This is a genomic window from Actinocorallia sp. B10E7 (assembly GCF_039871655.1).
GTDB lineage: Bacteria > Actinomycetota > Actinomycetes > Streptosporangiales > Streptosporangiaceae > Actinocorallia.
Genome location: NZ_JBDPLZ010000003.1, coordinates 252,906 through 275,590, shown reverse-complemented (window position 1 = coordinate 275,590; position 22,685 = coordinate 252,906). Strand labels below are relative to the sequence as shown.

The window sequence follows — 22,685 nt, the reverse complement described above, 5'->3', positions numbered from 1 at the left end:
CGCTCAGCCGGGCAGCGCGGCGCAGACGCCGGCCGCGTTGACGGGGTTGCAGCGGGCGTCGGCGAAACCGGGCAGCGCGGCGTAGTAGCCGCTGAACCTGGCCGCCAGGCCGGGCACCGGATAGTCGGTGCTCACCCACTGCGCGCCGCCGGCGAGGGCCTTGTCCCGCAGCGCGGTGGAGCCGGAGCGTGCCTCGGCGGTGTCGGCGTCGGCGCGGGTGCGCACCATGTATCCCTCGCTGACCAGGTCGGGGATGGACGAGGAGGCCGCGTCGTTGCGCTGGACGAACGCCGCGTCGGCCTGCCCTGGCGCGGACGCGGTGAAGACGAGCCTGCCTTCGAGGGCCGGATTGCCCTCCAGGTAACGGGTGCGCTGGGCTGCGTTGTTGTCCTGCAGGAACATCACCTTGCCCCGCACGTCGTCGAGCAGCGGCCAGCCGTCCTGCACGACGGACTCCTCCAGCGTCTTACCGGGCTTGCGCACGTCGTCGGGCGCCAGGATCCGCTCCCTCGGGAACACCGAGAGGATCTCCTGCTCGACGCCGAGCATGCGCTCCCTCGTCCACGTCACCAACTGGATCGGAGGAAGCCCGTTCACGGGGATGTCCAGGCGGTCCTTGAACTCCAGGAGGATCGCGACCGGAACGTGGGACGGGCTGCCGTCGGACCACCGCTTCACCGACCGCAGGCACTCCACGAGCGACAGGCAGTTGCTGCGGTAGTCGATGCCCGCGATGTGCAGCACCTTCGTACCGGGCTCCTTCATCCGGGGGTCGTACTCGGCCTTCTGCCCGGTCAGCAGCCGGATCGCGGGCTTGGCGTACGCGCCGCCCTCGGGGTCGGCGTAGATGTCGAGCTCGATCTGCCGCACATGCTGTCCGGCGAGCTGCTGGTCCAGCGGGGCATGGCTGTACTGCAGCCCCTGCGCGACGCTTCCGGCGACCGTGGAGATGGGTCCGTACTCCGACTGCGGCGGCTCGATGTGGTAGCTGTTGTGGCTTCCGATGACCTGGATCTGGTTGAGCCGCAGCTGAGGCACCGCGGCTTCGGAACGTGAGGCGGGCCAGGACGACAGCACCATGGCGAGCGCGGTGAGGAGCGCGAGCACCGGAAGGCCCAGGGCTGCGATACGCAGCGAGCAACCAATCATGATCCGGAAATGAATCGCATCCCATATACGCCGTCAAGGGCCTTCTGGACCCGGCGCTTTCCCGGCCGAAATCAGAAATCGCCTTCGGCCACCTGGAAGACGGTCAGCCCCAGAGCGCGCCAGGCTTCCACCACCTGATTACGGTCGTCCAATACGCACGTCACGTCATAGGCGTCGCGTACATGGGCGTCGAAGAGCTCCACCTTGACGAGGGAATCCCGGCGGTTGTCCTTATGCGCTCGCATGTGCAGTGCGTCGAACGGGACGCCCACATGCTTTTCCAACCACGTTTCGGTCTCCGCGCGGCAGTTGTCCGAGCGTCCCGACAGGAACACCACCCGGTGTCCCGCCGCGTGCATGGCGCGGATGACGGCGATGACGGGGGTGTTCGGCAAGTCCTGGTGCACCCGGGTGTGGTCGTACGGGCTGCGCCCGGAGATCAGTGCGGTGGTTCCGTCGATGTCGACCAGGACGGCCTTCGGCGTGCCCGGCCGAGGTTCGTAGGGCACCAGCTCGACCGGAGGCTGTTCGTCCGGCAGCGGCAAGGGCAGTTTCCGACCCGCCAGGAATCGCAGGTGCAAGTCACGGATGCGTTCCTCGCCGACGGGCTCCGCACGTGCGGCGTCACGCTCCAGGCACATCTCCAGCGGGACGTGCGTGAAGTCGTGCACTTCGAACTCCGCCCCGGCCTGCAGTGCCAGCCGCGCCAGCGCACGGACGTTCCACTGCGGCAGGTTCGTGTCATCGCAGACGACGTCGTAGCCGCCCCCGAGCAGGCGGCTGAGGGCCTCGTCCCGGACGGCGAGGACCCGCTGCTCCGTCACGCCCTTGATGTACGCGCCCTCGTCGAGCATCCGGCGCAGTTCGTCGCGGTTGACCCGGACACGGCGTTCCCGGTCCTCGGCGACCCAGGCACGGGCCCAGGTCGTCTTCCCCGAAGCGGGCAGGCCGCGGGTGATGTGCAGAGTCGGCATGTCAGGAGACGTCCTCGGAGAGAGTGAAGGGACGGTCGTCCCCGGAGGGCTTGAGCGAGTGCCAGATCCGCGCCGACGGGTCCTTGCCGTCCAGGACCTGGAACAACCAGCCCCGCAGGGGGGAGCGCGAGGCCAGCGCCGCGTAGTCCTTGCGGCCCCACCCGTCGGGCAGCGCCACGACGATCGCCGCGTGCTCGGCCTCGATTCGCGCGAGCAGCTCCCGCTGCCGGTCCGCCAGACCGCGGGCCATGTCGCGTACCCAGCCGTGGAACTCATCGGGCAGTCCCTCGCAGATGGCGGCGGTGTCCTCGCCCGCACCGAGCCGCTCCCACACGACCCGGGCGTTCAGGCCGGTGATCACGCGGTGCAGCGCGAGGTAGTCGTCCTGCTTGAGCTTGACCATCAGGTCGACCGCGCCGTCCCGGCCCGGCAGCCGCACGATCAGGCCCTCGGCGCCCGGCCGGGGCGGCGCGGCCAGCGCCTCCCGCAGCGTCCCGTAGGCGAACCTCTCCACGGCCGGCCCCGGCCAGCCGTCCACCTCGGCGGGCCGGCCGGTGGCGATGTCCACTCCGCCGAGCAGCACCAGGTCGTCGAGGCCTCCGTAGTCGCAGACGATCCGATTGGCCGGGTAGATGATCTCGAACAGGCAGGTGACGCCCTCGGGCACCTTCATCCGGTCGGCATACCGCTCCCGCCACACCTCGGTGGCGTGCAGCGCCTGGTCGCTGGTGAAGGAGCCACGGGTGGCGACCGCGTACCCGTCCGGCGTCGGGTACAGCACGCCGAGGCTCCCGTCTGCCTTGTCCGCCACGACGGCGGGGGCGTCGAGGTCGAAGGCGCCCTCGGGGTACTCGCCGTAGTTGAAGAACTTGGGATAGGGGCGGGCGACGATCCTGTCCGCCTCGTCCACCACCAGACCGCGGCAGAACCTGGTCACCTCGGTCCAGGCCCGCTCGTACTGGGTCTTCTCGGTGTAGTTGAGAATCCGCAGCGGCAGCTCCGGATGGGTCTGCTCCCTGACGTATCCCCCCGCGACCGCGTCCGCCAGCCGAGCGGGGTCGAACAGATCGCTGAGGTGGGGGCGCACCGGGAGTTCCTCTCGTATGGGGTTTGAACCCCGCCATAGTGCCGCAAAAGCCTCCTTCCGATCACTCGATTAATCCCGCACGGGCACCGGCCGCCGATCGAGTAAGATCACGCCACCTCCCCGGCCCGGAAGGCGACCCCCATGCGCGCAGGCGCCGCGACGCTCGTTCTCGGCGTCGTCCTGATGAGCACGGCCTCCACGGCTCAGGCCGCCCCCGTCGAGCCGTCCTCCAGCGGCCTGGTGGTGCACACCACCGTCACCACCGGCCAGCCGCGGCGCGGCGTCCGGGTCGAGGCTCAGACGTGGGTCGCGGCCACCGGCACCGCCGCGGAGAACGCCACGTTGTCCTTCTCCACCGAGCCCCGCTCCGGGGTGCGGATCTCAGCGGTCTGCACGCTCGCCTCGCAGGGCCACTGCAAGCTCGGCGACGTGGAGGCCGGGGGGACGACGGTGCCCTTCACCGTCGAGGTCCCGGCGGGGAGCACCCCGCTGACCCTCACCATCGGAGCCTTCGCCCGGGCGGGCGACACGCGGTCCGCCGAGGAGTACACGAAGATCACGTTCGCGCCGGCGGACCGGAGGACAGGGTCTCCGTCGCCCCCTCCTTCCCCGACCGCCTCCCCGCGTCCGACGCGGACGACCCCGTCCGCGACGGCGGCTCCCCCGCCCTCCGCCGCCGCCGAGAGTCCGCCCGAGGGCTCCGCGCCGTCCACGACCGCGTCCGCCCGGACCCCGGCCGTGGCCGACCCCTCCGGCGCGCTCGGCCTGCCCTCCGCATCCCCGACGGACGGTTCCAGCCCGTCGGGGTACCCCTTCACAGCGCAGCCGGCCTCCTCACCGCCCGGCACCGGGACCACGCTCGTCGGCGAGGAGGTGCCGCCGGCGCTGGCGCTGGGCCAGAGCATCTGGCTCGGGGTCCTGCTGGCCGCCTGCGCCCTGGCCGCCGCGCTGGCGTTCCGGCGCGGCGCGCGGATCCGGCGGCGGCCGGAGGACCCCCCGAGCACCGGGAAGCACCGGCCCAAGGGCGCCTGATCCGACCCCCGGGGGGACGGGCCGGACGACCCTGTCAGGCCTTGGTGACCTCGACCATGTCGAAGTCCTCCTTGGCGGCGCCGCAGTCGGGGCAGCGCCAGTCCTCGGGGATGTCCTCCCAGCGGGTACCCGGGGCGATGCCCTCGTCCGGCCAGCCCTGTTCCTCGTCGTAGATGAGGCCGCAGACCAGGCATTCCCAGGTCTTGTACACCATCACAGCTCCTCGAAGTCGATCTTCTCCCGAACACCGCAGTCCGGGCAGCACCAATCATCGGGTACGGACGTCCAGGGCGTTCCCGCGGGGAAACCCTCACGAGGCTCGCCCTTCACCTCGTCATAGACATATGCGCAGACAGTGCACTGAAAGAGGCTCACGCGGCCACTCCATAACGATCGTATTTCCCGGGCTGGACGTTGGCCCGCCCGAAGTCGCCGCCGTAGTGGGCGAGGACCCTCTTGTCCATGACGCGGCGCCACAGCGGAGGAACGTAGGCCAGGACGATCATCGTGGCGTAGCCCGACGGCAGCTCGGGCGCCTCGTCGAAGTGGCGGAGCGCCTGATAGCGGCGGGTGGGGTTGGCGTGGTGGTCGCTGTGCCGCTGCAGGTGGTACAGCAGGACGTTCGAGGTGATGTTGTTGCTGTTCCAGCTGTGCTGGGGCGTGCAGCGCTCGTACCGCCCGCCGGAGGTCTTCTGCCGCAGCAGTCCGTAGTGCTCCAGGTAGTTCACCACTTCCAGCAGCGAGAATCCGAAGACCGCCTGGACGGCCAGGAGCGCCCAGATGCCCGGGCCGAACACCGCGATGAGCGCGCCGAACAGCACGACGGTCATCACCCAGGCGTTGAGCACGTCGTTGCGCAGCGTCCAGGGACCCTTGCCGGTGCGGGCGAGACGGGCCTTCTCCAGATGCCAGCCGGACTTCAGGCTCCCCCACACGCTGCGCGGAAGGAAGCGCCAGAACGACTCTCCGAGACGGGAGCTGGCCGGGTCCTCCGGGGTGGCGACCCGCACGTGGTGGCCCCGGTTGTGCTCGATGTAGAAGTGTCCGTACGCGGTCTGCGCGAGTGCCACCTTGGACAGCCAGCGTTCCAGCGACTCCTTCTTGTGACCGAGCTCATGCGCTGTGTTGATGCCGATCCCGCCGACGGTTCCGACGGTGAGCGCGAGACCGAGCTTGTCCACCGCCGACAGGTCTCCGTACGTCCACACCGCGCACGCCATCACCAGTCCCGCGTACTGCAGGGGCAGGAACAGGTAGGTGCACCAGCGGTAGTAGCGCTGCGCCTCCAGCCACTCCAGCACGCTCTCGGGCGGGTTGGCGGCGTCCTTGCCGACCAGCTGGTCCAGCAGGGGGAAGATCCCGAACATCAGGATCAGGCCCGACCACCAGAAGAGCCCCAGGCCGGTGAGCCCGACCAGGCCCCAGGCGATGAACGGGAACGCCGGGACGATCAGCCCGAGCAGCCACAGGAACTTCTTCCCGTCCGCCCAGGGGGTCTCGCTGCTCTCCATGAGCGACCTCCACTTGACACTTCCACTAGGAACTGTCCAGAAACTAGACATAGACTGGGTTGAGTGTCAATAGCCGTTAGGATCACCTTCGATGACCGAATACCGGGAGTCCGTGCGCTCCCTCCTCAAAGAACGGCTGCTCGACGCCGCCTACGAACGGGTGACGGCGGACGGCTGGGACAGGCTGCGCATGGCGCACATCGCCGCCGCCGCGGGCGTCAGCCGGCAGACGGTCTACACCGAGTACGGCTCCAAGGACGCCATCGGCCAGGCCCTCGTCATGCGCGAGGTCGAACGTTTTCTGACCGGCATCGGCGAGCAGTTGGACGCCCACCCCGAGGACCCCCGCGAGGCCGTCCGCGCCGCGGTGTACTTCACCCTCACCGCGGCCGCGGACAACCCGCTCCTCAAGAGCATCCTCACCAGCTCACGCGGCGGAGACGACGACCTCCTGGCCCATCTGACGACCCGGTCGGAGCCCCTGCTGGAGACCGCCAGCGCCATGCTGCGCGACTACGCCGCGAAGGCCTGGCCCTTCATCGCCCCGGACCCCCGCGACCTGGCGATCGAGACGGTCGTGCGCCTCACCGTCAGCCACATCGTCCAGCCCAGCGCGCCGCCCGACGTCACCGCCGACCGCGTCGCCCTGGCCCTGGCCCGCATAGCCCTCCTCCCCGAGGACCGCGAACCCTAGGACGCCTCCGCGACGAACCGCCGGTAGACCTCGAAGGCGGGCTTGGGCGTGTAGTCATCGCGCGGCCGACCCGGTAGCTCCCCTTAGGAGGCGCCGGGGTCTGCGCCGGCCGCCAGGAGGGAGCCCGCGAGGATGAGGACGAAGGCGACGGCGATGCCCAGGGTCAGGGGCTCGTCCAGGAAGGCGACGCCCGCGGCGACCGCCACGGCCGGGTTCACATAGGTGAAGACCAGGGAACGGGAGGAGCCGACCTCCCGGATGAGCGCCAGGAACACCACGAACGCCAGTCCCGTGCAGACGACGCCGAGCACGGCCAGAGCGGTCAGGGCCTCGCCGGAAGGGACGTGCGCGGGCCGGGTCAGCGCGGCGGGAAGGGCGTAGAAGAGGGCTCCGCCGGTCAGGCAGACGGCGGTCAGCGGAAGCGACGGCACGTCCTGCAGGTACCGGGAGACGATGAGGGGGGCGGTGGCGTAGCACACCGTGACCAGCAGCATCTCGGCGACGGCCAGTGCCTCGCCCCCGGCCAGACCCGGCGCTGCCAGCAGGGCGACGCCGCCGAAGCCCAGGGCGAGCCCGGCCCAGCGGCGCGGGCTCAGGCGCTCGGCTCCGCCGGTGGCCTTGGCCAGCAGGACGCTGAGAACGGGGGTGAAGGCCACCAGCAGGCCGGCGAAGGAACTGGAGATCTCCTGCTCCGCGTGGGCCAGCAGCACCCAGGAGATGACGATCTCCAAGGCCGCGAAGGCGGCGGCCGGGCGCCAGTACCGGCGCCAGGGGACCCGGCGGATCCCGGGCAGGGCGAACGGCAGCAGGAGGAGCGCGCCGACAGCGGTCCGAGTGAAGACCAGGACCGAAGCCGACACCTCCTCCACGGCCACCTTGATGAACAGATAGGGAACGCCCCAGATCACGCTCATCGCCAGGAAGAGGACCCAGCCTCGGCGGCTCATCCGACTCCTCAGAAGGGGGGGTGAATACTACGGCTCCTACCCGGTGACCGAGGAGGCCTCGGTGAGGGCGGTGAGCTCCTCGCGGGTCAGCTCCAGGTCGGCGAAGGCCAGGAGCGGCGGCAGCTGCTCGGGAACGCGGGCGCTCGCCAGGGGGGCGACGACCGTCGGCTGCGCGGCCAGCCAGGCCAGCGCCACGGTCGCCACCTCGACGCCGTGGGCCGCGGCCGCCGCGTCGAGGGCCTCCAGCACCTTCGCTCCCCGTGCCGTCTCCAGGTGCCGGACGGCGCCCCGGGCGCGGGCGCTGCCGACGTCCGGGCCGCCCGGCCGGTACTTGCCGGTGAGGAAGCCCATGGCCAGCGCGTAGTAAGGGATGGCGGACAGGCCGTGCTCGGCGGCCAGCTCCGCCTTCTCTCCCTCATAGGTCTCCCGGGACACCAGGTTGTAGTGCGGCTGGATCGCTATGTACTTGGCCAGGCCCTCCCGGTCGGAGAACTCCAGCGACGCCCTCAACCGTTCGGGCGAGATGTTCGAGACGGCGATGTGGCGGACCTTCCCCTCCCTGACCAGGCCGTCCAAGGCGGTGATGATGTCCTCCACCGGCACGCTCTCGTCGTCGAAGTGCGTGTAGTAGAGGTCGATGCGGTCGGTGCCGAGCCGCCGCAGCGACGCCTCGGCCCCCGCCCGGATCGTCTCGGAGCGCAGCCCCTTGAACTCCGGATGTGAGCCGACCTTGGTGGCCACCACGATCTCGTCCCGGTTGCCCCGCGCCGCCATCCAGCGTCCGATGATCAGCTCGGACTCGCCGCCGGAGTTGCCCGGCACCCACGCCGCGTAGGAGTCGGCGGTGTCGACGAAGTTGCCGCCCGCCGCCGCGTAGGAGTCCAGGACGGCGAAGGAGGCCTGTTCGTCCGCCGTCCAGCCGAAGACGTTCCCGCCGAGGTTGAGCGGGTGTACGAGCAGGTCGGAATCACCGATGCGCTTCAAGGTCATGACCGCCCGAACCACGACCGGAGGAGTGTCATTCCCGTCGTTACCGGATCTTCTCCCGCGCTTCTCCGGGACTTCGGCCTCAAGCGGGCCCTTCCGCCTCCTCCGCCGGCTCATCGAGCCGGATCCGGACGCCCACGGTGCCCGTGTCGCCGCGCCTCAGCCGGCTGCCGAACAGGGTGAGCGTTCCCATCAGCCCGTACTTGCTGCGGATCAGCGTCCGGTAGGCCTGGCTGTCCTCCGCGCTGCACACCTCGGCGGTGCCGGGCAGCGCGTCCCCCGTCGGGTTTCCCCGCATGTCGCAGGGGGCGACCAGGACATCGGAGCGGTTGCGGATCCGCTTCACCTTGCCGGAGTCCGCCGCCGTCCAGATCCCCAGCGCGTCGCCGTCCCTGACGACCCAGACGGGAGTGGGGACCGCCCGGCCGTCCTTGCGGTAGGTGGTCACCAGCACGTACTTCTCGCTCGCGAGCCGCGCCAGCGGTGATTGATCCATTACCGCATCATAAGCCGGTTCAGTCGGTGGCCAGCCGAGCGTGCAGGTGAGTGTCGTGCAGCAGCCCGTCCCCGCCCCGGAACTGGGAGCGCTGCACGCCCTCCAGCAGGTAGCCGTTCTTCTCGGCGACCCTGCAGGAGGCGTCGTTGCCGACCGAGTGGATCAGGGTCAGCCGGGCCAGTCCGAGGGTGGCGAACACCCAGCCGGTGACGCAGCGGACCGCGGTGCTCGCCGCCCCCCGGCCCCGCGCCCAGGGGGCGACGCGGTAGCCGATCTCGGCCGCGGAGTTCTCCTCGTCGAGGTCGAAGACCATGACATGGCCGGCGTACCGCTCGGTGGTGGACTCCAGGATCGAGAAGACGATCCGGTCCTCCCAGCCCGTCCACTGGAGCAGCTGTTCGCGGGCCTGCTCCTCTGTGGTCACGCTGTTCAGCCTGGGGGTGTACAGCCGCACCCCCGGGTCGGCCGCCAGGTCCAGCAGGTCCGCGGCTTCGCTCTCCCGGGGCGGCCTCAGGTGCCACAGGCCCGCGGTGATCTCGGTGTGCTCGATCCTGTCCACCCGGGTGATTGTGCCACCACCGCCCGGTCGTTTCACCCGGATGTCCCACGATCAATGGATTTCACGCGAGAGTTAATATTTCCCACTCCTCCCTCTTGCAAAAATCCAGAACACGGAAAATGCCCCCAATTCCGGCAAATCATAAAAACCAAAGACCAATAAATCGAGAAATATCGACGAGAACCTCCGGAGACCCATCACAGGTCCGATAACACCATGTTCTAGCATGTCAGACAGCATGCTCAAATCGCATGAATTGTGATTTATACATTTCGTCATGGTACATAGTTGCCTGACGAGGTCACAGAGGAAAACAGGGAGACGAATCCCGTATTTCTTTCGCGAGGCTCGTCCCAACGCCATCCCCGGACTCTTATTTTGAGAGGTCGCAGAAGGAGGCTAGAATGTCGACGATTACACGGGGCTGGCAGATCCCGGGTTATACCGAGCTCGGGGAACTGGGCTCGGGTGCCTTCGGACGGGTGATACTCGCCGAGCACAAGGAGCACGGGGACCAAGTCGCCGTGAAGTACCTGTCGGAACCGCTGGTGACCGACGAGCGGTTCCGGTCGGAGTTCCGCGCCGAGGCCAGGCTGCTGTCGGACCTGGACTCCCAGCACGTCGTCCGGCTGCGCGAGTACGTCGAGACCCTCGACGGGGCCGCCATCGTCATGGACCTGGTCGACGGGGTGTCCCTGCGGCAGGTGCTGGACCACAACGGGGCCGCCATCCCGGAGGCCGCGCTGGCCGTCCTCAAAGGCTCCCTGCTGGGGCTGGCCGACGCGCACGCCGCGGGCGTCGTCCACCGCGACTACAAACCCGAGAACGTCCTCATCGCCAGGACCGGCGTCTCCACGCTGGTCGACTTCGGCATCGCGGTGCGCTCCGGCAGCACGCCCCAAGTCGCGGGCACCCCCTCGTACATGCCGCCGGAGCAGTGGGAGAACGGCGCGGCCACCCCCGCCGGGGACATCTACTCCGCCACCGCCGTCTTCTTCGAGTGCGTGACCGGCCGCCGCCCCTTCCGCGCCCCCTCCCTGGAGGCTCTGGCCCTCAAGCACCGGCAGGCGCCGATCCCCGACAAGGAGGCGCCCGAGCCGGTGCGCTGGCTGATCCGGCGCGGGCTGGCCAAGGACCCGGAGGAACGCCCGCAGAGCGCGGTGGCCTTCGTCGAGGAGCTCCAGGTCGTCGCCGAGGCCGCCTACGGCAAGGAGTGGGAGCGCCGCGCCCTGTTCTTCCTGGCCACCGCGGTCTCCACCGTCCTGAGCACTCCCGAGCAGGACAGGACGCTGCCCGAGATCGGCGGCCCCGGCCAGATCTCGCACGTGGTGACCAGGCTCAGGAACCGCCGGATCCGCCCGAACCTGCCGGGCTTCCAGCCTTCCAGGGTCTCCCGCGCGGCCCTCGGCAAGGCCGCGGGCGTCATCCTGGTGAGCGGTGTCATGGTGGGCGGGGCGCTGGTCGCGGTGAACCGTTCGGAGTCGGCCGGGCGGCAGTCCCAGCCCGTACCGACGTACACCAGCACCGACGAGGTCAAGCCTCCGCCGGTGGTCGTCCCCTCCCCCGCCGCCGGCCGGACCACCTCTGTCCCCGACGTCGTCGGGCTCGGCCAGATCACCGCACTGCAGCGCATCCGGCAGGCCGGGCTGGTGGCCAGGATCGAGGGCTCGGGCTCCAAGCGGCCGCCCGGCACCGTCGTCGCCGCCGACCCCAAGTCCGGGACGCGGGTGCCGCGCGGCTCCACGGTGACCCTGACCGTCGCGGATGTCCCGCCCGGCGAGCAGGTGAGCGTCCCGCCGCTGCGCGGACTCACCTACGAGGACGCCGTCAGCGCGCTGAAGGCCCTCAAACTCACCTTCGCCTGGACGGTCAAGGAGACCGACGAGGTGGAGCAGGGCATGGTCATCGCCACCGACCCGTCGACCGGACGCCTGGTCGACCAGGGCGGCAGGGTGCTGCTCACCATCGCCAAGGCGCCGCCCCCGGCCAAGGTCAAGCTGCCGGACCTGACCGGCAAGCCGGTCGAGGAGGCGGTCGCCACGCTGCGGCGGCTGAAGCTCAAGGTCACCCAGAGGCCGCAGAAGACCAGGGAGCATCCGCCCGGGCTGGTGCTCTCCACCGCGCCGGGCTCGGGCACGACGGTCACCGCGGGCTCCACCGTGGCCCTCGTCGTCTCGCTGGAGCCCGACCAGGTGCTGGTGCCCGACCTCACCGGGCTGACCGCCGCCGAGGCCTCCGCCGCGCTGCGCCGGACGGACCTGGGAGTGATCCGCGCGGTGCGGGAGACCACGGACGTCCCCGAAGGCCGGGTCGCCGCCTCGTCCCCCGCGGCCGGGCAGCCGGCCGACCCCGGCAGCAAGGTGACCGTCTACGTGGCCAGGGCGCCCCGCGTGCAGGTGCCGTCGGTGCGCGGGCTGAGCTGGGAGGACGCCGCGCGGCAGCTGAGCGGGGCCGGGTTGGAGCCGGTCCGGCACCCGGTGGAGAGCGACCTCGCCGAGGGAAGCGTGCTGGGCACCGACCCCGCCGCCGGGACGAGGGTCGCCCCCGGTTCACGGGTGACCGTCGACGTCGCCAAGGCCGCCCCCGTAGTGGTGCCGGACCTGTCGGGCATGAGCGCCGCGCAGGCCCGGTCCGCGCTGCAGGCCAGGGGACTGACCGGCCGTGCGAGCGGCGGCGAGTGCTCGGGCTGCACCGTGAAGGGCCAGTCGCCCGCCGCGGGCACCGCCGTGGCCAAGGGCACGGCCGTCACCTTCGCCCTGGCCGCGCCCCCTACGGAGAAGCCGGACCCCAAGCCCGAGCCGGAACCGAAGCCGTCGGACCCGCCCTCCACCGAGCCCACGGGATGACGCGGGGCCGGGAGCGGTTCCCGCTCACCCGGCCCACGCAAGACCCCGCACGCCGCCCGGCCCCGCAGGATCGAGGGGCCGGGCGGCGTGCGGGGTCACACGGTCGTCGCCCGCACACAGCAGACGTCGGGCAGGTGCGCGGCGACGGTCGTCCAGGAGCCGCCTTCGTCGGCGGAGGCGAAGACCTCGCCGGACCGGCTGCCGAAGTAGACGCCGGCGGGGGCGGCGTCGTCCGCGCACATGGCGTCCCGCAGGACCGACGGGTAGAAGGACTCCTGGGGCAGGCCCTCGGTGAGCGCCTCCCAGGAGGCTCCGGCGTCGCGGGAGCGGAACACCCGGCAGCGGTGATCGCAGGGATAGCGTCCGCGCTCGTCCCCGTTGATGGGGAAGGTGTAGATCGTCCCTGGGCGGTGCGGGTGGGCGACCATGGCGAACCCGAAGTCGCCGGGCAGCCCGTCGGCGATGGACACCCAGGTGGAACCGCCGTCGTCGGAGCGGTAGACGCCTCCGTGGTTCTGCAGGTAGAGCCGTCGCGGGTCCCCGCAGTCCCGCGCGACCTTGTGCACGCACTGCCCGAACTCCGGCTGGGGGTCGGGCAGGAAGTCGGCCTGGACGCCGGTGTTGGACGCCGTCCAGGAGTCTCCGCCGTCACGGGTGCGGTAGACCCCGCCCGTGGACATGGCCACGAGCACCTCGGACGGATCCTCCGGGTGCGGCAGGATCGTGTGGATGGCCTGCCCGCCGAACCCCGCCTCCCAGCGCGGCCGGTGCGGGTGGTCCCACAACGGCTTGACGAGTTCGAACGTCCGGCCCCCGTCGTCGGAGGTGAACAGGGCGGACGGCTGGGTGCCGGCGTAGAGTCGCCCGGACGGCCCGACCGCCAGCTGCCACACCCGTTCCAGCGAGGTGCCCGTGTCCTCGGGGAAGACGGGACGGCCGAGCTCGTTCCAGGTGGCGCCGCCGTCCTCGCTCGCCGACACGACGGGCCCGTAGACCGGGTCGCTCAGCCCGGCCAGGAGCCGGGGCCCGTCGAAGCAGAGGCTGTAGACCTCCGACATCGGGAACCTCGGCTCCTCCACCTCCCAGGTGCGCCGGTTCTCACTGCGGGCCAGGAAAAGGCCCTTGACGGTTCCGATGGCGAGCAGGACGGACATCGCGACCTCCCGGACGGGTTCGTTTCCGCCCGAGCCTAGTTGGCCGAGCGCCTCCGGTCCGTCACTTTCCGCAGTCAGACGTTGCGCCGGTACTGGCCTCCGACCTCGAAGAACGCGTCGGTGATCTGCTGCAAGGAGCAGACGCGGGCGGTGTCCATGAGTTCGGCGAACACGTTGCCGCCCTCGCGGACGGTCTGCTTCAGCCGCGCCAGCGCGGCCTCGGCCTCCGCCCGGTTCCCGGCCTGGAAGTCGCGGACGCGGGTGAGCTGCGAGCGCTTCTCGGTCTCGGTGGCGCGGGCCAGTTCGATGACGGGCGGAGAGGCCTGCGTGTCCGGGGACCGGAAGGTGTTGACGCCGATGATGGGCAGTGTCCCGTCGTGCTTGCGCTGCTCGTACAGCATCGACTCGTCCTGGATCCGGCCGCGCTGGTAGCCGGTCTCCATGGCGCCCAGGACGCCTCCGCGTTCGCTGATGCGGTCGAATTCGGTGAGGACGGCTTCTTCGACGAGGTCGGTGAGCTGGTCGATGATGAACGACCCCTGCAGGGGGTTCTCGTTCATCGCCAGGCCCCATTCCCGGTTGATGATCAGCTGGATGGCCAGGGCGCGGCGCACCGATTCGGCGGTCGGGGTGGTGACGGCCTCGTCGTAGGCGTTGGTGTGCAGGCTGTTGCAGTTGTCGTAGAGGGCGATGAGGGCCTGCAGGGTGGTGCGGATGTCGTTGAAGTCCATCTCCTGGGCGTGCAGGGAGCGGCCCGAGGTCTGGATGTGGTACTTCAGCTTCTGCGAGCGCTCATCGGCGCCGTAGCGCTCCCGCATGGCGACGGCCCAGATCCTTCTGGCGACGCGGCCGAGCACGCTGTATTCGGGGTCCATGCCGTTGGAGAAGAAGAACGACAGGTTCGGCGCGAAGTCGTCGATGTCCATCCCGCGCGCGAGGTAGGCCTCGACGTAGGTGAACCCGTTGGCGAGGGTGAAGGCGAGCTGGCTGATGGGATTGGCGCCGGCTTCAGCGATGTGGTAGCCGGAGATGGAGACGGAGTAGAAGTTGCGCACGCGGTTGGCGATGAACCACTCCTGGATGTCGCCCATCATGCGCAGGGAGAACTCCGTGGAGAAGATGCAGGTGTTCTGGCCCTGGTCCTCCTTGAGGATGTCGGCCTGCACCGTGCCGCGCACCGTCTGGAGCACGCCCGCACGGATCCGGGCCGCCTCCTCCTGCGACGGCTCCCGCCCCTCCTCGGTGCGGAAGGCCTCCAGGCCCTGGTCGATCGCGGTGTTGAGGAAGAACGCCAGGATCGTCGGCGCCGGGCCGTTGATGGTCATCGACACCGAGGTGGTGGGCGAGGCCAGGTCGAACCCGGCGTAGAGGGCCTTCATGTCCTCCAGGGTCGCCACGGAGACACCCGAGGTGCCGACCTTGCCGTAGACGTCGGGGCGCTCGTCAGGGTCGCGGCCGTACAGGGTGACGGAGTCGAACGCCGTCGACAGGCGGGTGGCGGGTGCGTCGGCCGACAGGAGCTTGAAGCGGCGGTTGGTGCGGAACGGGTCACCCTCGCCGGCGAACATCCGGGCCGGGTCCTCGCCGTCGCGCTTGAAGGGGAACACCCCGGCGGTGAAAGGGAAGAAGCCCGGCAGGTTCTCCGAGCGCAGGAACCGCAGCAGGTCCCCGTGGTCGGCCAAGCGCGGCAGCGCCACCCGCGGGATCTTGTTGCCCGACAGGGATTCACGGGTCAGCGCCACCCGCACCTCCCGATCGCGCACCTTGAAGACGTGCTCGTCGCCGGTGTAGGAGGCGACGCGTTCGGGCCACTCGGCCAGCAGGCCCGTGGCTTCGGGCGAGACGTCCTGCTCGGCCTCGGTGATCAGCGCCTCCACCTGCCGGGCCGCGTCGCCGGAGCCCGCCTCCAGCGCGGCCCGCGCGGTGCCCAGGTGCTGGATCTTGCGGACGGCTTCGGCCTGCCGTTCGGTCTCGGCGTGGTAGCCGCGGACGGTCTCGGAGATCTCCGACAGGTAGCGGATGCGGGCGGGCGGGATGATCTGCGCGGTCCGGGTGCTGGCCTTGACCTCCACCCGGGGCAGCACGCCCTCCTCCACCGGCAGCCCCTTGCCGGCCAGCAGCCCCAGCAGATGCTGGTAGAGGGCGGTCACCCCGTCGTCGTCGAAGGTCGCGGCGCTGGTGCCGAACACCGGCATGTCCTCCGGCCTGGAGCCGAACGCCTCGCGGTTGCGGATCATCTGGCGGGAGACGTCGCGCAGCGCGTCCGCCGCGCCCCGGCGCTCGAACTTGTTGACCGCCACCACGTCGGCGAAGTCCAGCATGTCGATCTTCTCGAGCTGGGAGGCCGCGCCGAACTCCGGCGTCATCACATACAACGAGACGTCCACATACGGGACGATCGCGGCGTCACCCTGGCCGATGCCCGGGGTCTCCAGGATCACCAGATCATGCGTGGCCTTGCAGGCGGTGATGATCGCCTCGATGTGCTCGGGCAGCTCCCGGCCGCCCCGGGTCGCCAGCGAGCGGAAGAAGACCCGGTCGCCGTCCAGGGAGTTCATCCGGATGCGGTCGCCCAGCAGCGCCCCGCCGCCGCGGCGCCGGGTCGGGTCGACGGCCAGCACCGCCACGCGCAGCTTGTCCTGCTGATCGACGCGCAGCCGGCGCAGGAACTCGTCGGTCAGCGAGGACTTGCCCGAGCCGCCCGTGCCGGTGATGCCCAGTACCGGCACCCTGCGGGCGGCCCCGGCCAGCGCCGGGTCCAGCGGGGCCCCCTGCTGGAGGCAGGTGATGGTGCGGGCCAGCGCGGCGCGCTCGCCCGCCAGCACCGCCTCGGCCGGCGCGGGCCGCTCGGCCAGGTCGACGTCGCAGTCCCTGACCAGTTCGTTGATCATGCCGGGCAGGCCGAGGCGCTGCCCGTCCTCGGGGGAGAAGATCCGCACCCCGGCCGCGGCCAGCCGCTCGATCTCGGCCGGGACGATCACGCCTCCGCCGCCGCCGAAGACCTTGGCGTGGTCGGCGCCCGCCTCCTTCAGCGCCCGCCCCAGGTACTCGAAGTACTCGACGTGCCCGCCCTGGTAGGAGCTGACGGCCACACCCTGGGCGTCCTCCTCCACGACGGCCGCGACGACCTCCCGTACCGAGCGGTCGTGCCCGAGGTGCACCACCTCGGCGCCCTGCGCCTGCAGGATGCGGCGCATGATGTTGATCGACGCGTCGTGCCCGTCGAACAACGACGCCGCCGTCACGAACCGCACCGGGTGCCGCGGCCTGTGCAGATCCATTGCGAACCCTCCGGTTTCCCGTCTGGACGAAGGACTTGGAAGCCAAGAGCTTTGAAGTCCAATATTTTGAAGCTAAAGTAATTCTAGAACAGGCGGGCCGTCAACCGGCCCCCTCCCCTACGGTGGAGCCGTGACCTTCGATCCCCTCGCCGAGGCGCACCGACAGTGGAGCGCCCGCTGGCCCGACCAGGCCGACCACATGGCCGCGGTCACCTCGGTCATGCGCGCCCAGCAGCTGCTGCTCAGCCGTATCGAGAACATCCTCAAACCGCACGGCCTGACCTTCGCCGCCTACGAGGCGCTGCGCCTGCTGGCCTTCAGCAGCACCGGCTCGCTGCCCATGGGCAAGATGGGACAGCGCCTGCTGGTCCACCCCGCCAGTGTCACCAACGTGATCAGCCGGCTGGAGGCGCGCGGCCTGGTCACCCGCTCCCCCAGCCCGCACGACCGCCGGGTCGTCCTGGCCTCCCTCACCCCCGAGGGCCGCGCCCTGGCGGAGGAGGCCACCGAGACCATGCACCGGGCCCGCTTCACCCTGCCCGGGCTCAGCCAGGAGGACGCGCGGGCCGTCACCAGCGTCCTGCACACACTGCGTGCCTCGGTCGACGACGTCGAATGAACCCCCACCCCCCGAGGACCTAGTCCTTGAGAGTGAGGTGTCCACCCTCCTGAGAGCCAGTCCTCGATTGGCTCTCACGACCGGTCCGCCCGCGATCTTCGGCTCCGTAACGTCGGACTTCAGGTCTCCCGAGGAGGAACATGACGACGACCGAGCTTCCCCCTGTGCTCCCCGCTTCCGCCAGGGGCAGCGACTTCACCCCGCTGGCCCGAAGGGTCCGCGAGAGCGGACTGATGCGCCGCCGCACCGGCTACTACACCGCCTCGATCGCCCTGAACCTGCTGGGCACCGCCGCCGTCTGGGTCGGGGTGGCCCTGACCGGCTCCTGGTGGTCGGTCCTGCTGGCCGTCCCCGCCGCGCTCCTCTCCTCCAGGACGGGCTTCCTCGGGCACGACGCCGGCCACAAGCAGATCGCCTCGTCCGCCAGGACCAACCGCAGGCTGGGCCTGCTGCTGGGCGACCTCATGCTGGGGATGAGCCACGGCTGGTGGAACGCCAAGCACAACCTGCACCACGCCCACCCCAACCACGCCGAGAAGGACCCCGACGTCGGGGCCGGCGCCCTGGTGTGGACGCCCGAGCAGGCCGCGGAGCGCAGCAGCGGGGTGCTGGGCTGGCTGAGCCGCAACCAGGCCCGGCTCTTCTTCCCGATGCTGCTGCTGGAGGGGCTGAGCCTGCAGGTCTCCAGCATCCGCGACCTGAAGAACCGCGACCCGCGTGAGCGCCGCGTCGAAGGCGTCCTGCTGGCCCTGCACCTCGTCGGCTACCTGGCCCTGGCCTTCCTGCTGATGCCCCCGGCCGTCGCGGTGGTCTTCATCGCCGCCCACCAGGGCCTGTTCGGGTTCCACCTGGGCTGCGCGTTCGCGCCCAACCACAAGGGCATGCCGATGCCGGGCCCGGACGACGACTGGGACCACCTGCGCCGCCAGGTGCTCACCTCCCGCAACATCCGGGGCGGCCGGGTCACCGACTGGCTCCTCGGCGGCCTCAACTACCAGGTCGAACACCACCTCTTCCCCGGCCTGCCCCGCCCCGCCCTGCGCGAGGTGCAGCCCATGGTCCGCGCCCACTGCGCCGAGCTGGGACTGCCCTACACCGAGACGGGTCTGGTCGCCTCCTACGCCCAGGCCCTGCGCTACCTCGACTCCGTGGCCTGACTCAGCGGACCGGGAGCACGTCCACGCCGCGCTCCGACTCGGGGCGCGGCCCGAAGATCCGGCGCTCGTCCTCGCGGATGGGCACGTCGTTGATGCTCGCCTCCCTGCGCCGCATCAGACCCGAGGCGTCGAACTCCCACTGCTCGTTGCCGTGGCTGCGCCACCAGCGGCCCTCGGCGTCATGCCACTCGTACTGGAACCGTACGGCGATCCGGGTGTCGCCGTACGCCCAGAGCTCCTTGCGCAGGGCGTAGTCCAGTTCCCTCTCCCACTTGCGGGTGAGGAGGCCCACCACCTCGGTCCTGCCGGTGACGAACTCCGAGCGGTTCCGCCAGACGGTGTCCTCGGTGTAGGCGAGCGAGACCCGCTCGGGGTCCCGGGTGTTCCAGGCGTCCTCGGCGGCCTGGACCTTGGCCCTGGCCGACTCTTCGGTGAACGGGGGCTTCATGCGTCTTCCCTTCGGCAGCGGACGATACGGAGAACGGTCGTTCTCCGGTAGAGTAGAGAACGACCGTTCTCCAGTGCAAGGGCGATCCGCATGGAACCTGTGGACATCAGCGGCGGCAGCGATCACGAGACGCGCGTCCTGGACGCCGCCGAGCGCCTCTTCTACTCCCGCGGCATCCAGGCCGTGGGCATGGACGAGCTGCGCACGGCCGCCGGGGTGTCGCTCAAACGGCTCTACCAGAGCTTCCCGTCCAAGGAGGCCCTGGTCGCCGCCTATCTCGACCGGCGCGACGAGCGCTGGCTCTCCTCGTTGCGGACGTTCGTCGGCGACGGCGGCGTCCTGGAGGTCTTCGCCTGGCTGGTGCAGTGGTTCGGCTCCGAGGACTTCCGGGGCTGCGCGTTCCTCAACGCCTTCGGCGAGCTCGGCGACCAGGTCGTCCGGCCGGTCCGCCGCCACAAGGACCGGCTGCACGCCTACCTGCGGGAACTGGCGGTACGGGAGGGGGCGCCCGATCCCGACCTGCGGGCCGACCAGCTGCTCATCCTGGTGGACGGCGCCACGGTGACCGCGATGCTGGGCCGTCCGAACGCCGCGGGGGCCGCCCTGCGGCTGGCCCTGCCCGACGTGCGAGTATGACCTGTCCGGTCTGTCACTGATGATGTAGAAGGTGAACGGTGCGCGCGCATCTGCACGAACCCCTCCCCGGGAACCAGGAAGAACACTGGAAGGGCTTCTTCAACGGCGAGCGGAACGCCAAGTACTTCGCCGGCTTCGTGGGGCTGCTGATCGAGGAGGTCCGGACGGACTACGCGCGGATGCGCCTGCCCTACCGGCCCGAGCTCAACCAGCCGGCCGGGGTCGTGCACGGCGGGGCGATCGCCACCCTCATCGACACCGTGGTCGTCCCCGCCGTCGGCAGCGCCTACCCGCAGGTGCCGATCATGCTCACCATCGACATGCAGCTGCGCTACCTGGGGGCGGCCCGGGAGCGCGATCTGATCGCCGAGGGCTGGATCACCAGGCGCGGCAAGTCCACGGTGTTCTGCCAGGCCGAGGTCCGCGACTCCGAGGGCGAGCTGATCGCCGAAGGATGGCATGTTTACCGGGTGATTCCCCCCAAGGTTGGGTAAAACCTCCACGGGTGCCCTCGAAGGAGGCGATCTTGCTGGACGGAAACCTGCCCTGGCTCATCGCGGCCGGCGCCGTCGTCGTGCTGGTCACCCTGTACGTCGTCGTCCGGGTGCTGAGACGGCTGCGCAGGCTGCGGGGGTTCGTGCACTCGCCGGGCTCCCCCGGCACCGCCAAGGCCGCCTACTACGCCGCCTGGATCTACGCGCTCAGCCCGGTCGACCTCCTGCCCGACCCCGTCCTCATCGACGACATCGGCATCGTCCTGGCGTGCGTCGCGGCGCTGGAGCAGATGGCCAGGCGGCGGAAGGACGCGCTCAGACCGTGACCGGGGCGGACCTGCCGATCCGTCCGCTCACCGAGCCCAGGAACCGGCCGTCCGGCAGGGCCGCGGAGATCCTCACCTCGTCGCCGTCCTCCAGCCAGGTGCGCACCGAACCGTCGGGCAGGACCAGGCCCTTCTCTCCCCCGGCGGTCAGCTCGATGAGCGAACCCGCCTCGTCCGGGCCCGGTCCGCTGACCGTCCCGGAGGCGAACAGGTCGCCGGGGCGCAGGCAGGCGCCGTTCGCCGTCAGGTGGGCCAGCATCTGGGCCGGGCTCCAGTGCATGGCGGAGTACGGCGGCCGCGACACCACCTGGCCGTTGAGCTCGACCTCCAGGGTCAGGTCCAGGCCCCGGTCCTCGGTCTCGCGCAGATAGGGCAGCAGCGGGGTCTCCCCCGACGGGGCGGGGACGCGGAAGCCGTCCAGCGCCGCGAGCGGCACGACCCACGGGCTGACCGAGGTCGCGAACGACTTGCCGAGGAACGGCCCCAGCGGCACGTACTCCCAGGACTGCAGGTCGCGGGCCGACCAGTCGTTGACCACGCAGACCCCGAAGACATGCCGTGCGAAGTCCGAGACGGGCACCGGCGCGCCCATCGCGCTGGGGGCTCCGACGACGAACCCCAGCTCGGCCTCGAAGTCCAGCCGCCGGGTCGGGCCGAAGAACGGCTCCACCGAGCCCTCCGGCCGGAACTGCCCCGACGGGCGGTGGATCTCGGTCCCGGAGACGACGACCGTGCCGGCCCGCCCGTGGTAGGCGATGGGCAGATGCATCCAGTTCGGGGTCAGCGGGTGCCTTCCCGGCCGGAAGATCCTTCCCACGTTGGCGGCGTGGTGCTCGGAGGCATAGAAGTCCACGTAGTCGGCGACGGAGAACGGCAGGTGCAGCGTCGCCTCGGACATCGGCACGTACGGGCCGCGCAGCCCGCCGAGCAGCGCCTCGCGCACCTCGTCCCACACCTCGGGGCCCGCGACCAGGAACGGGTCGAGCGTGCCGTAGGCGAACAGCGCGGGGTGCGGCACGTGCGCCTGCGACAGGTCGAGGATCCCGTCCTCCGCCGCGACGCCGACCCGGCGGACACCGGGCCGGTCGAGAGTGGTGAACACACCGTAGGGAAGGGTCTCAGCGTCGAACATCCCACGTCCAGGCATAGTCGGAGTCCTCGCAGGCGGATCCGCCCTCGCCGAGTTCCAGCGGGGCGAAGGTGTCGACCATGACCGCCAGCTCGTCGACGGATTCCAGGCCGAGACTACGCTCGGGCACCCCCGGGTGCGGGCCGTGGGTGTGCCCTCCGGGGTGCAGCGAGATCGACCCCCGCTCGATGCCCGAGCCCCGGCGGGCCTCGTAGTCACCTCCGCAATAGAACATGACCTCGTCGCTGTCGACGTTGGAATGCGAATAGGGGACTGGGACCGCCAACGGGTGGTAGTCGACCTTGCGCGGCACGAAGTTGCAGACCACGAAGTTACGCCCCGCGAAGACCTGGTGGACGGGAGGAGGCTGGTGAACGCGGCCCGTGACGGGTTCGAAGTCGTGGATGCTGAACGCGTAGGGGTACAGGCAGCCGTCCCAGCCGACCACGTCGAACGGATGGGTGGAGTGGACGTGGACCGTCCCGCCTCCCCGGTGCCTGAGATGGACCTCCACGTCCCGGCCTTCCCGCAGCAGCGGCTCGGCGGGGGCACGCAGGTCGCGTTCGCAGTAGGGGGCGTGTTCGAGGAACTGGCCCTGACGCGACAGGTAGCGGCTCGGCGGGCCGATGTGGCCAGCCCCCTCGATGCAGTAGAGCCGGACCCGCCCGGACGGGAGCCAGCGGTGGATCGTCCCCCTGGGAAGGATCACGTAGTCGCCCGACCAGACGTTCAGCGCGCCGAACACCGTCTCGACGACCGCCTCGCCCTCCTCCACGTACACGCACTGGTCGCCGACGGCGTCCTTGTAGAGGGGTGACGGGGTGTCCGCCACGACGTAGGAGATCCGCACGTCGGCGTTGCCGAGCAGGACGCGCCGCCCCGTCACCGCGTCCGTCCCCTCCCCTCCCTCGGGGAAGAGCGCGTAGGGGCGCAGGTGCCGGGGCAGCAGCGGATGGTTGCGGCGGTAGCCCTCGGCGGGCGGATCCCAGGGGCGGGCGTCCGACAGCGCGGAGGGGTTGCCCCGGTGGTAGAGCAGGGAGGAGTCCGCGCTGAAACCCTCCTCGCCCACGAGTTCCTCGCGGTAAAGCGTCCCGTCCGGCCCGCGGTGCTGGGTGTGCCGCTTGTCCGGGACCTCTCCGATCCGCCGGTAGTACGCCAT

The 22,685-nt window shown here is 70.5% G+C and carries 23 protein-coding genes; 8 read left to right on the top strand and 15 right to left on the bottom strand.

The window, feature by feature from the left end:
• Positions 1-3: 3 nt before the first annotated feature.
• The 3 genes from ABGB12_RS11090 to ABGB12_RS11080 all read right to left on the bottom strand — a co-directional run bounded on the left by ABGB12_RS11090 (position 4) and on the right by ABGB12_RS11080 (position 3,210).
• Positions 4-1,149: a phosphatidylinositol-specific phospholipase C1-like protein gene (locus tag ABGB12_RS11090; protein WP_347676658.1), complete on the bottom strand. Its 1,146-nt coding sequence runs from the start codon at positions 1,147-1,149 to the stop codon at positions 4-6.
• 71 nt (positions 1,150-1,220) lie between these two features.
• The gene (locus tag ABGB12_RS11085) at positions 1,221-2,123 is read right to left on the bottom strand and encodes an AAA family ATPase (RefSeq protein WP_347676656.1); all 903 of its coding nucleotides are present in this window, start codon (positions 2,121-2,123) and stop codon (positions 1,221-1,223) included.
• Position 2,124: 1 nt separating this feature from the next.
• Positions 2,125-3,210, bottom strand: a complete 1,086-nt coding sequence (locus ABGB12_RS11080; RefSeq protein ID WP_347676654.1) for an RNA ligase — start codon at positions 3,208-3,210, stop codon at positions 2,125-2,127.
• 141 nt (positions 3,211-3,351) lie between these two features.
• Between ABGB12_RS11080 and ABGB12_RS11075 the strand changes: the two genes are divergently transcribed.
• Positions 3,352-4,242, top strand: a complete 891-nt coding sequence (locus ABGB12_RS11075) for a hypothetical protein (protein ID WP_347676652.1) — start codon at positions 3,352-3,354, stop codon at positions 4,240-4,242.
• Between the two features lie 34 nt (positions 4,243-4,276).
• Here ABGB12_RS11075 and ABGB12_RS11070 read toward each other — a convergent pair whose 3' ends face one another.
• Genes ABGB12_RS11070 through ABGB12_RS11060 form a run of 3 tightly spaced genes read right to left on the bottom strand, consistent with a single transcriptional unit; the run spans position 4,277 to position 5,753 of the window.
• On the bottom strand, positions 4,277-4,456 hold the full coding sequence (locus tag ABGB12_RS11070; RefSeq protein ID WP_347676650.1) for a rubredoxin: 180 nt from the start codon (positions 4,454-4,456) through the stop codon (positions 4,277-4,279).
• On the bottom strand, positions 4,456-4,617 hold the full coding sequence (locus ABGB12_RS11065) for a rubredoxin (protein WP_347676648.1): 162 nt from the start codon (positions 4,615-4,617) through the stop codon (positions 4,456-4,458). Before ABGB12_RS11065 ends, ABGB12_RS11070 begins: the two co-directional genes overlap by 1 nt.
• Entirely contained in the window at positions 4,614-5,753 is a 1,140-nt protein-coding gene (locus ABGB12_RS11060; protein WP_347676646.1) for an alkane 1-monooxygenase, read from the bottom strand. The genes ABGB12_RS11065 and ABGB12_RS11060 overlap by 4 nt, the downstream gene beginning before the upstream one ends.
• Before the next feature lie 91 nt (positions 5,754-5,844).
• On the opposite strand from ABGB12_RS11060, the gene ABGB12_RS11055 reads away from it, so the two are divergent.
• A complete protein-coding gene (locus tag ABGB12_RS11055) occupies positions 5,845-6,447 on the top strand; it encodes a TetR family transcriptional regulator (RefSeq protein ID WP_347676644.1) in 603 nt (200 codons plus the stop codon).
• Positions 6,448-6,530: 83 nt separating this feature from the next.
• On the opposite strand, the gene ABGB12_RS11050 is transcribed toward ABGB12_RS11055, so the two are convergent.
• From ABGB12_RS11050 to ABGB12_RS11035, 4 genes are all read right to left on the bottom strand, one after another.
• Complete coding sequence (locus ABGB12_RS11050; protein WP_347676642.1) at positions 6,531-7,394, bottom strand: DMT family transporter; 864 nt, start codon at positions 7,392-7,394, stop codon at positions 6,531-6,533.
• Between the two features lie 36 nt (positions 7,395-7,430).
• Positions 7,431-8,384: an aldo/keto reductase gene (locus ABGB12_RS11045; RefSeq protein WP_347676640.1), complete on the bottom strand. Its 954-nt coding sequence runs from the start codon at positions 8,382-8,384 to the stop codon at positions 7,431-7,433.
• Between the two features lie 79 nt (positions 8,385-8,463).
• Positions 8,464-8,877 (bottom strand): PPOX class F420-dependent oxidoreductase, encoded by a 414-nt coding sequence (locus ABGB12_RS11040; protein WP_347676638.1) that lies wholly within the window; start codon positions 8,875-8,877, stop codon positions 8,464-8,466.
• 19 nt (positions 8,878-8,896) lie between these two features.
• The gene (locus ABGB12_RS11035) at positions 8,897-9,436 is read right to left on the bottom strand and encodes a GNAT family protein (protein ID WP_347676636.1); all 540 of its coding nucleotides are present in this window, start codon (positions 9,434-9,436) and stop codon (positions 8,897-8,899) included.
• 404 nt (positions 9,437-9,840) lie between these two features.
• Between ABGB12_RS11035 and ABGB12_RS11030 the strand changes: the two genes are divergently transcribed.
• Positions 9,841-12,282 (top strand): PASTA domain-containing protein, encoded by a 2,442-nt coding sequence (locus tag ABGB12_RS11030; RefSeq protein WP_347676634.1) that lies wholly within the window; start codon positions 9,841-9,843, stop codon positions 12,280-12,282.
• A 95-nt stretch (positions 12,283-12,377) separates the two neighbouring features.
• Here ABGB12_RS11030 and ABGB12_RS11025 read toward each other — a convergent pair whose 3' ends face one another.
• Entirely contained in the window at positions 12,378-13,436 is a 1,059-nt protein-coding gene (locus tag ABGB12_RS11025; protein ID WP_347676632.1) for an exo-alpha-sialidase, read from the bottom strand.
• Positions 13,437-13,510: 74 nt separating this feature from the next.
• Positions 13,511-16,717 (bottom strand): fused isobutyryl-CoA mutase/GTPase IcmF, encoded by a 3,207-nt coding sequence (gene icmF, locus ABGB12_RS11020; RefSeq protein WP_347676630.1) that lies wholly within the window; start codon positions 16,715-16,717, stop codon positions 13,511-13,513.
• A 130-nt stretch (positions 16,718-16,847) separates the two neighbouring features.
• Here icmF and ABGB12_RS11015 point away from each other — a divergent pair, with 130 nt between their 5' ends.
• Together ABGB12_RS11015 and ABGB12_RS11010 are read left to right on the top strand one after the other, a co-directional pair.
• Positions 16,848-17,336 (top strand): MarR family transcriptional regulator, encoded by a 489-nt coding sequence (locus tag ABGB12_RS11015; protein ID WP_347676628.1) that lies wholly within the window; start codon positions 16,848-16,850, stop codon positions 17,334-17,336.
• Between the two features lie 140 nt (positions 17,337-17,476).
• Positions 17,477-18,493, top strand: a complete 1,017-nt coding sequence (locus tag ABGB12_RS11010) for an acyl-CoA desaturase (protein ID WP_347676626.1) — start codon at positions 17,477-17,479, stop codon at positions 18,491-18,493.
• A 1-nt stretch (position 18,494) separates the two neighbouring features.
• On the opposite strand, the gene ABGB12_RS11005 is transcribed toward ABGB12_RS11010, so the two are convergent.
• Complete coding sequence (locus ABGB12_RS11005; RefSeq protein ID WP_347676624.1) at positions 18,495-18,941, bottom strand: nuclear transport factor 2 family protein; 447 nt, start codon at positions 18,939-18,941, stop codon at positions 18,495-18,497.
• 90 nt (positions 18,942-19,031) lie between these two features.
• Here ABGB12_RS11005 and ABGB12_RS11000 point away from each other — a divergent pair, with 90 nt between their 5' ends.
• The 3 genes from ABGB12_RS11000 to ABGB12_RS10990 are packed head-to-tail and all read left to right on the top strand — an operon-like array spanning position 19,032 to position 20,397.
• Entirely contained in the window at positions 19,032-19,577 is a 546-nt protein-coding gene (locus ABGB12_RS11000) for a TetR/AcrR family transcriptional regulator (RefSeq protein ID WP_347676622.1), read from the top strand.
• Positions 19,578-19,615: 38 nt separating this feature from the next.
• Positions 19,616-20,071, top strand: coding sequence for a PaaI family thioesterase (locus tag ABGB12_RS10995; protein WP_347676620.1), 456 nt, complete (start codon positions 19,616-19,618; stop codon positions 20,069-20,071).
• A gap of 32 nt (positions 20,072-20,103) precedes the next feature.
• Positions 20,104-20,397 (top strand): hypothetical protein, encoded by a 294-nt coding sequence (locus tag ABGB12_RS10990; protein WP_347676618.1) that lies wholly within the window; start codon positions 20,104-20,106, stop codon positions 20,395-20,397.
• On the opposite strand, the gene fahA is transcribed toward ABGB12_RS10990, so the two are convergent.
• Together fahA and ABGB12_RS10980 are read right to left on the bottom strand one after the other, a co-directional pair.
• Complete coding sequence (gene fahA, locus ABGB12_RS10985; RefSeq protein ID WP_347676616.1) at positions 20,387-21,529, bottom strand: fumarylacetoacetase; 1,143 nt, start codon at positions 21,527-21,529, stop codon at positions 20,387-20,389. The two genes, ABGB12_RS10990 and fahA, sit on opposite strands and share 11 nt — an antisense overlap.
• A complete protein-coding gene (locus ABGB12_RS10980) occupies positions 21,516-22,685 on the bottom strand; it encodes a homogentisate 1,2-dioxygenase (RefSeq protein ID WP_347676614.1) in 1,170 nt (389 codons plus the stop codon). The genes fahA and ABGB12_RS10980 overlap by 14 nt, the downstream gene beginning before the upstream one ends.

What these genes read in the sequence shown, in the direction of transcription:
- ABGB12_RS11050 (WP_347676642.1), bottom strand. Translation starts at nt 7,394, where the DNA reads ATGAGCCGCCGAGGCTGGGTCCTCTTCCTGGCGATGAGCGTGATCTGG.
- ABGB12_RS11025 (WP_347676632.1), bottom strand. Translation starts at nt 13,436, where the DNA reads ATGTCCGTCCTGCTCGCCATCGGAACCGTCAAGGGCCTTTTCCTGGCC.
- ABGB12_RS11070 (WP_347676650.1), bottom strand. Translation starts at nt 4,456, where the DNA reads ATGGTGTACAAGACCTGGGAATGCCTGGTCTGCGGCCTCATCTACGAC.
- ABGB12_RS11045 (WP_347676640.1), bottom strand. Translation starts at nt 8,384, where the DNA reads ATGACCTTGAAGCGCATCGGTGATTCCGACCTGCTCGTACACCCGCTC.
- ABGB12_RS11005 (WP_347676624.1), bottom strand. Translation starts at nt 18,941, where the DNA reads ATGAAGCCCCCGTTCACCGAAGAGTCGGCCAGGGCCAAGGTCCAGGCC.
- icmF (WP_347676630.1), bottom strand. Translation starts at nt 16,717, where the DNA reads ATGGATCTGCACAGGCCGCGGCACCCGGTGCGGTTCGTGACGGCGGCG.
- ABGB12_RS11075 (WP_347676652.1), top strand. Translation starts at nt 3,352, where the DNA reads ATGCGCGCAGGCGCCGCGACGCTCGTTCTCGGCGTCGTCCTGATGAGC.
- fahA (WP_347676616.1), bottom strand. Translation starts at nt 21,529, where the DNA reads ATGTTCGACGCTGAGACCCTTCCCTACGGTGTGTTCACCACTCTCGAC.
- ABGB12_RS11060 (WP_347676646.1), bottom strand. Translation starts at nt 5,753, where the DNA reads ATGGAGAGCAGCGAGACCCCCTGGGCGGACGGGAAGAAGTTCCTGTGG.
- ABGB12_RS11055 (WP_347676644.1), top strand. Translation starts at nt 5,845, where the DNA reads ATGACCGAATACCGGGAGTCCGTGCGCTCCCTCCTCAAAGAACGGCTG.
- ABGB12_RS10980 (WP_347676614.1), bottom strand. Translation starts at nt 22,685, where the DNA reads ATGGCGTACTACCGGCGGATCGGAGAGGTCCCGGACAAGCGGCACACC.
- ABGB12_RS11040 (WP_347676638.1), bottom strand. Translation starts at nt 8,877, where the DNA reads ATGGATCAATCACCGCTGGCGCGGCTCGCGAGCGAGAAGTACGTGCTG.
- ABGB12_RS11085 (WP_347676656.1), bottom strand. Translation starts at nt 2,123, where the DNA reads ATGCCGACTCTGCACATCACCCGCGGCCTGCCCGCTTCGGGGAAGACG.
- ABGB12_RS11030 (WP_347676634.1), top strand. Translation starts at nt 9,841, where the DNA reads ATGTCGACGATTACACGGGGCTGGCAGATCCCGGGTTATACCGAGCTC.
- ABGB12_RS11090 (WP_347676658.1), bottom strand. Translation starts at nt 1,149, where the DNA reads ATGATTGGTTGCTCGCTGCGTATCGCAGCCCTGGGCCTTCCGGTGCTC.
- ABGB12_RS11010 (WP_347676626.1), top strand. Translation starts at nt 17,477, where the DNA reads ATGACGACGACCGAGCTTCCCCCTGTGCTCCCCGCTTCCGCCAGGGGC.
- ABGB12_RS11000 (WP_347676622.1), top strand. Translation starts at nt 19,032, where the DNA reads ATGGAACCTGTGGACATCAGCGGCGGCAGCGATCACGAGACGCGCGTC.